This window comes from Paenibacillus sp. 453mf, from assembly GCF_900116105.1.
GTDB lineage: Bacteria > Bacillota > Bacilli > Paenibacillales > Paenibacillaceae > Paenibacillus > Paenibacillus provencensis.
In genome coordinates, this window is record NZ_FPAC01000021.1 from 1 (window position 1) to 5,749 (window position 5,749).

Annotated in this window: 9 protein-coding genes; all 9 read right to left on the reverse strand. The window is 36.6% G+C overall.

The window, feature by feature from the left end:
* Positions 1 to 26: 26 nt before the first annotated feature.
* The gene (locus tag BM415_RS25305; protein ID WP_170862609.1) at positions 27 to 176 is read right to left on the reverse strand and encodes a hypothetical protein; all 150 of its coding nucleotides are present in this window, start codon (positions 174 to 176) and stop codon (positions 27 to 29) included.
* Between the two features lie 104 nt (positions 177 to 280).
* Positions 281 to 1,516 (reverse strand): protein rep, encoded by a 1,236-nt coding sequence (locus BM415_RS24535; protein ID WP_091161984.1) that lies wholly within the window; start codon positions 1,514 to 1,516, stop codon positions 281 to 283.
* A 304-nt stretch (positions 1,517 to 1,820) separates the two neighbouring features.
* Complete coding sequence (locus BM415_RS24870; RefSeq protein ID WP_139237067.1) at positions 1,821 to 1,988, reverse strand: CopG family transcriptional regulator; 168 nt, start codon at positions 1,986 to 1,988, stop codon at positions 1,821 to 1,823.
* Between the two features lie 228 nt (positions 1,989 to 2,216).
* Entirely contained in the window at positions 2,217 to 3,176 is a 960-nt protein-coding gene (locus tag BM415_RS24540) for a zonular occludens toxin domain-containing protein (protein WP_170862610.1), read from the reverse strand.
* Between the two features lie 17 nt (positions 3,177 to 3,193).
* A complete protein-coding gene (locus BM415_RS24545; RefSeq protein WP_091161987.1) occupies positions 3,194 to 3,445 on the reverse strand; it encodes a hypothetical protein in 252 nt (83 codons plus the stop codon).
* A complete protein-coding gene (locus tag BM415_RS24550) occupies positions 3,445 to 4,755 on the reverse strand; it encodes a hypothetical protein (protein WP_091161989.1) in 1,311 nt (436 codons plus the stop codon). Before BM415_RS24550 ends, BM415_RS24545 begins: the two co-directional genes overlap by 1 nt.
* Positions 4,756 to 4,825: 70 nt before the next feature.
* Positions 4,826 to 4,987 (reverse strand): hypothetical protein, encoded by a 162-nt coding sequence (locus tag BM415_RS25310; protein ID WP_170862611.1) that lies wholly within the window; start codon positions 4,985 to 4,987, stop codon positions 4,826 to 4,828.
* Positions 4,988 to 5,115: 128 nt separating this feature from the next.
* Positions 5,116 to 5,388 (reverse strand): hypothetical protein, encoded by a 273-nt coding sequence (locus BM415_RS24555; RefSeq protein ID WP_091161990.1) that lies wholly within the window; start codon positions 5,386 to 5,388, stop codon positions 5,116 to 5,118.
* Complete coding sequence (locus tag BM415_RS24560) at positions 5,378 to 5,614, reverse strand: hypothetical protein (RefSeq protein ID WP_091161992.1); 237 nt, start codon at positions 5,612 to 5,614, stop codon at positions 5,378 to 5,380. Before BM415_RS24560 ends, BM415_RS24555 begins: the two co-directional genes overlap by 11 nt.
* Positions 5,615 to 5,749 lie beyond the last annotated feature (135 nt).

Consider the following 5,749-nt stretch of genomic DNA (forward strand, 5'->3'; position numbering starts at 1 on the left):
ATTTTAAATTGGGAAATTACTCCTTGTCAACCTTTGTTTTTTAAATAGTGTTCAATCAAGTTTTCAATCCTGCGATTATAGTTTTTTTCTTTTTTGATTTCGTCAATCAGTTGTTTCTTGATCCGGATCGTTAAAGTTTCCTTTCGTTCTTCATCTGGAAGCCGTTTACGTGACATATAATATTTTGACTCCTTTCATAAAATAAAAAATACAGGGATATACCATTCTAAACAGTAGACGGTTTTCCCTGTACGGATTTTAGTTTATAATATTTTTAGGGTTAGACTCCATTGCCTGGAGAGTCTGTTGATTTTGTAATTTTATCCGGGCTATCTAATGTCACTGTTGCATCAGTGGCATTTTTTCTTTTTCCAGATGTAAGAGGCAATATAATTTTTAGTGCATCTTCAAAATTATTATTTTCGCATAATTCCAGAAACTCTGCTCTTTTATCACTATACATAATTTTTTGCCAATCATAATATCTTAAGGTACCGAGTAGATCGGCGAGCTCGGTCTTTTCCTCTGCTAATTCTTCATCAGTTTTTTCTTCTAACATGAAATGTTGCTTCAATCCTTTACTCCAGAACAATTGGCTTTTACCTTTTAGTGCTGAAGCATATTCAGAATATAAATATAAATATTTTTCATCTTCAGATTCAAGATATGATCTTAAAAAATCGAATGGAGTTAAGCTATCTTGTCGACCTTTTTTAACATGGGATTTAGTCATTTCCTGATCTATCCCCCACTTAGTAACATAATTATCTGCCATCCCACCATCTTGCAAAGTCAATCCATAACCATCTTTTGTAGTTAGACCAAGTTTAGTACAAGCCTCTTTCCATAATCGAAACAATTGTGCTTCAATAAGGGGCATTATAACGGCATTATTATAAAATAATAAAATATGTACATGAGGATGAAAACCATTCTGCCCATATGTAATTTCAAATGCCCTTATGCTGCCAATCATGCCCAATGGTTCAATTGTATTTTTATATGGTCTGCCAGATCTGAATTTTCTAACAGCATCTAAAAATCTTTGCAATGTATCATGTAACTTATCAGTTTTCTTATGACTAAAAGTCAATGTCAGCATAGCTACTCTTCCGCCTACTTTTTTATGCTTGAAAAGTGCTTCTTTTAATTCTGATCGTCGTCTTTCAGATATTTTCGCGGCACACACTGGACAATTCCAAACGCTACCACACACCTGTAAGCCCGCGTAAAAGGCTTTACTAGTTCCAGAATGCTTCCAGACCTCTACATCGATATCTTTGCTTCTACGATGTCTGAGACACTTCATAACGCGTTCATTTGGAAGTGCTTTTCTTGCGATAGCCTGTAACATATATCTTTCTGCACGAGTCTTTTTTAAATGCTCTTCTAAATCTAAAGTTTGACCTTTCTTGACCAACTCGGAACCCTTGCCCTTATTGGGCTCGTGGGTTTTTACCTCAGAAAAAGCGGAAGCAAATTTCGTCATATATACCAAGGCGCTACCGCGCTCCATTTTTACCCCCCCATTTCATGGTGCGTCCTTCCTTGCCCTGCCAGATCGGCAGTATAGTTTAAAGGGAAAGGAAAAGCATATTAAATCTTTAAAAGAGTTGGTATAAGCAAAGGGCAAGCCCTCTGCACTCCCAAGGCCTAATGATAAACCGGAGCACTTTCCACATAAATTTGTGATTCTAGATTTAGGCTGCCTAACCCACAAGCGTAACAAATTGTTTCATCTTGATCCGGATCGTACGCAACTACTTGTCCATCGATGAATTTTTCATTACATATTTCACAATTGCAAACAGTTGTTATTTTCACTTTCTTTTCCCCTCCTGGTACAAATGCAATTGCCTGAAATAATCAGAAACAGATTTTACATGTCCATACTCTATTAACTGTTCAATCTTTTTCCAATCTTCTTCAGGCAACGTAATTTTTACTGGCTTACCTACTCCTATTACTGGTCGCCCCATCTTTGCCAAGTCTATCAACCACCTTTTACTTTTGGTTACCTTTATATTAACATAAAGTTACCAAAAGTAAAGACGATTTTCTATTAATCTAAAAAAATTAGAGACATAAAAATTACTAGAAATGCGGTCAAAAGTATCTCGATTGTATCCAATGTTTAAGTCCCCTTCTCTTCATGTTCTTCTGGAACAAAGCATATCGAAACTGAATTTTTCTGGATTTTCTCTCAATTTTAAAAATTATTTTTTCTGCTTTTTTAAATAATCCCATGCACTTACCCCTGCCTTTTTTAAATTAATTTTAGGTTTTATATCAGATTGATCGTGCGATCCGTCCGAGGGAACCCCTACCCCTCCGGACAGATCGCTACGAACCTCTTGTACAAATTCCGCTAACTCTTCATCATTCGATGTCATTTTTATTGCTTGTTCCAATTTTTCTTGCATCCCTTCAAAACGTTTATTTACGCCTTCTACTTTTCCAGTATTCTGATTTTTGGCTTCCTCCCAAATCTCTATTTGTTTGTGAACTGAATCAGGCATATCTGAATTTTTATAAATTTGTTTTATTTGAGAAATCAGATCATCCAGATTAAAAGTGCGCATTGTATCATAACGATTTGCCACCGAGGATTTATATCTACCAAAACGCATACTCGCTTTTAATTTTGTTTGATACCAACGATAAACATATAAAAATAGCGTCACTTTAAAGAGACTTAAGAAGCTTAAGAAAAATGAATTATTTGCTTTCAAATGCTTAACTTCATATTCAACTAGTCCCCTGATTTGTTTATCAATCATCCGATCCGACTGACAGACAAATACAAAATCATATCCAAACTTTCTAGACTGGGAGAGAAATTTTATCCACTTTGTTCTAGACTCTCTTTCTGTTTGCCAATCACGAGAATTGAACATTATACCCGCTTCATCAATTATGACTAAACATTGACTTTCTTTACCGTACCAACCATTTTCGATTGAATAAGCAATTAACATTTCTACAGAAAAATCATTCCAGTACGTCCAACGCGTCAATTTTTTTTGCCATTGCTTTGCAATAAATTTTGGTGCCCTACTCGGCGGCTTAATAGGGAAATTTGCTATTACATGCTTTCTTTTTATCCATTGAAGCCCCAGATCTGTAGCATGATAAGATTTACCGCTTCCCACCGATCCTGTATATAAACTGATCACGTTAAATATTCACCCCATTAATCAATATATTTCGCCAAACGTAAAACCCACCGGACACCATACCAAATCAACACACTTGCCAAATATGTTGTAAATATCGTAAGGATCGCGCCGATCGGAATGAAATAATTTATATAACTCATGACATTAACAAAAGCCGGCACTGTATCAATTGAAAGATTCGCAAATGGTGATTCTGGTAAAAGTAGCAATACTGCTTTTACCATATCCGTTAGCCATTCAAGAACCGTATCTATTAATGAACCCATTACTTCGCACCACCTAATAGACTACGTGTCCCCATAATAAGAAAAATACAGAAACCAACAATAATAATTGACCGGAACCAAGGCATATAAGGATCCAGATATGAAAAACTATATTGGATTATAAAAGGCATCCCCATAAAGTTTTGATTGATATTAACTTCTGGTGCCATAGGAACAGCATTTAAGATTTCAATCATACGGTAAAGATCCCAGGGCAATGAGAATGGAAAACGAGTTGTAAATATTCCTCCCAATGTATCAGGCCAATCTCCGCTTGGTTTAGTTGGCGCTGTTGGATCCTCTGGATCAGTTGGATTAGTTTCAGAATTTCTTATTGCTTCTTGATTAGTTGCGATCGATTCGCCTACATTGGTAACTGTAGCCGGGTCGGGATATGTAAGCTCGACAAGTTGTGTTTCTCCTGGATAAATATCTGCCCAAGGTTCTGTCATTGGTACCATAACCGGCTCTACAGCTGGCACTTGAGTTACACCAGTTAATGGACCTTCTACAAGATTCCATCCCGCTGTACTCGAGGAGATATAATAATTATCCCAACCAGATAATTTGATTGTTCTTACTAATTCTTGTTCATTCCCTGATGTTGCAACTGTAAAAATACTTGCCCCGGATCCTGTATTCGGTTGAAACTCCCATTTTGTTATAGCTGCATCTTCTGGATAAGGTACAGCATTTGCCCAACTCATATATCCTAATGATCCATCAGTATTTACCATCCACCATGCCCCTGCCACTACACTTGATGTAATTTTCAAATATGCGGAAGTAACACCATATCGATCCGTAACATATTCCCAGTTGTATGAAAGTCCATTTGATCCAACCAAGGTATCACCAGAACCTGCTATAAAGTTTTCTGAATATCTCTGTATTTTGTCTGGATCATATTCAGGATCTACACCATTAATCATGTCAAATATCTCATAACCAATATCTGCACCTGTAAGAAATACCCCAGCTCCTATAAATGTTTTGACCCATCCCGGTTTTCCTTCAACAGGTGTTGCTCGTTCTGCAGATTTTTGTAATGACTCTACAACTGTCAAAGGTGTTCTAGATAATCCCGCTTCTTGCATTTTTACAGCATCGGCAGCCGAATCAAATTTGGCTCCATTTTTCACTTGAACCGAACTATAAACTAATTTCAGATCTGTTTTTCTCGAGGATTTAGAAATAAATTCAATTGCTTCCTCCGTAAGCTTATATGCCGCACTTGCATATATAACTTGAGTTATAAGCAAAGAAATACATAAACCAAACGCAATCATTAGCGTAAATTTCTTATTCATATGCGGTTCCTTTCTCTGGGTAAATAAAAAAGGCAACCATTTTTCATGATTGCCTTTTGTTTGAAAAAACTTAGTTTGCCGCACTTTTGAAGAATTTGATTGCCTTACGTACTCCCCAGATAGCCGCAAATACAGTCAAGGCAATTGGAAGAACATTTGTAAACATTCCGATTGTGCTATCTGCAGCACTTTGCACCGCAGTTGTAACTGCTCCAGTGATACCAGTATCCATATGTATAGTCACCTCCTTAATGTAATATCAAATGTTGAATACTTTAGATATTGCATATGAGAACAAGAAAGGAATCAAGTACACAAGTACACTGGCCATGACTCCAATCATGATCATATCGACTTGCACTATCTCCATGGCTTTGTCATCCCTTTCACCATCATGTAACCCAGAAGTAAACCGAAAAAAATATTTCCGAATACTATAATTATTTCTGTTTGAGATGCTTGTCCTTCCAGAATTAGATTTAAGTTATCAGAAAATGCTTGCCATGGTATTTCTGGTTCAACTGGATCCGGTTCAACTGTTTCCGAGTTTTCAATAGGTTCCTCAGTTTCATTGATCGGATCGACAGGATCGGGTTCAGTTACTGGTTCATTGGGTTGCTCATTAATTTCCATCTACCATGACCATTGAACCAACACCATTACGTGTTGCCCATTGCATCAAACGACCTTGAAATGTCTCCACTTGAAACGGCTCATAATCATTAGACTTTGCACCAGGCACTCGCACAGTTACCTGCATCTTTTCACCTTTTTGCGCTAACAGTAATTCAGTGTAAGGTTTATCATCTTTTGTTTTTTCTTCCACACTAGTAATTACGCCTTCTACAGTTACCATCATAATTAGTTCGAACCTCCTACGAACGTATATTTGTAATTACATTTTAAATTGGGAAATTACTCCTTGTCAACCTTTGTTTTTTAAATAGTGTTCAATCAAGTTTTCAATCCTGCGATTATAGTTTTTTTCTTTTTT

What these genes read in the sequence shown, in the direction of transcription:
- BM415_RS25305 (WP_170862609.1), bottom strand. Translation starts at nt 176, where the DNA reads ATGTCACGTAAACGGCTTCCAGATGAAGAACGAAAGGAAACTTTAACG.
- BM415_RS24535 (WP_091161984.1), bottom strand. Translation starts at nt 1,516, where the DNA reads ATGGAGCGCGGTAGCGCCTTGGTATATATGACGAAATTTGCTTCCGCT.
- BM415_RS24545 (WP_091161987.1), bottom strand. Translation starts at nt 3,445, where the DNA reads ATGGGTTCATTAATAGATACGGTTCTTGAATGGCTAACGGATATGGTA.
- BM415_RS24550 (WP_091161989.1), bottom strand. Translation starts at nt 4,755, where the DNA reads ATGAATAAGAAATTTACGCTAATGATTGCGTTTGGTTTATGTATTTCT.
- BM415_RS25310 (WP_170862611.1), bottom strand. Translation starts at nt 4,987, where the DNA reads ATGGATACTGGTATCACTGGAGCAGTTACAACTGCGGTGCAAAGTGCT.
- BM415_RS24555 (WP_091161990.1), bottom strand. Translation starts at nt 5,388, where the DNA reads ATGGAAATTAATGAGCAACCCAATGAACCAGTAACTGAACCCGATCCT.
- BM415_RS24560 (WP_091161992.1), bottom strand. Translation starts at nt 5,614, where the DNA reads ATGATGGTAACTGTAGAAGGCGTAATTACTAGTGTGGAAGAAAAAACA.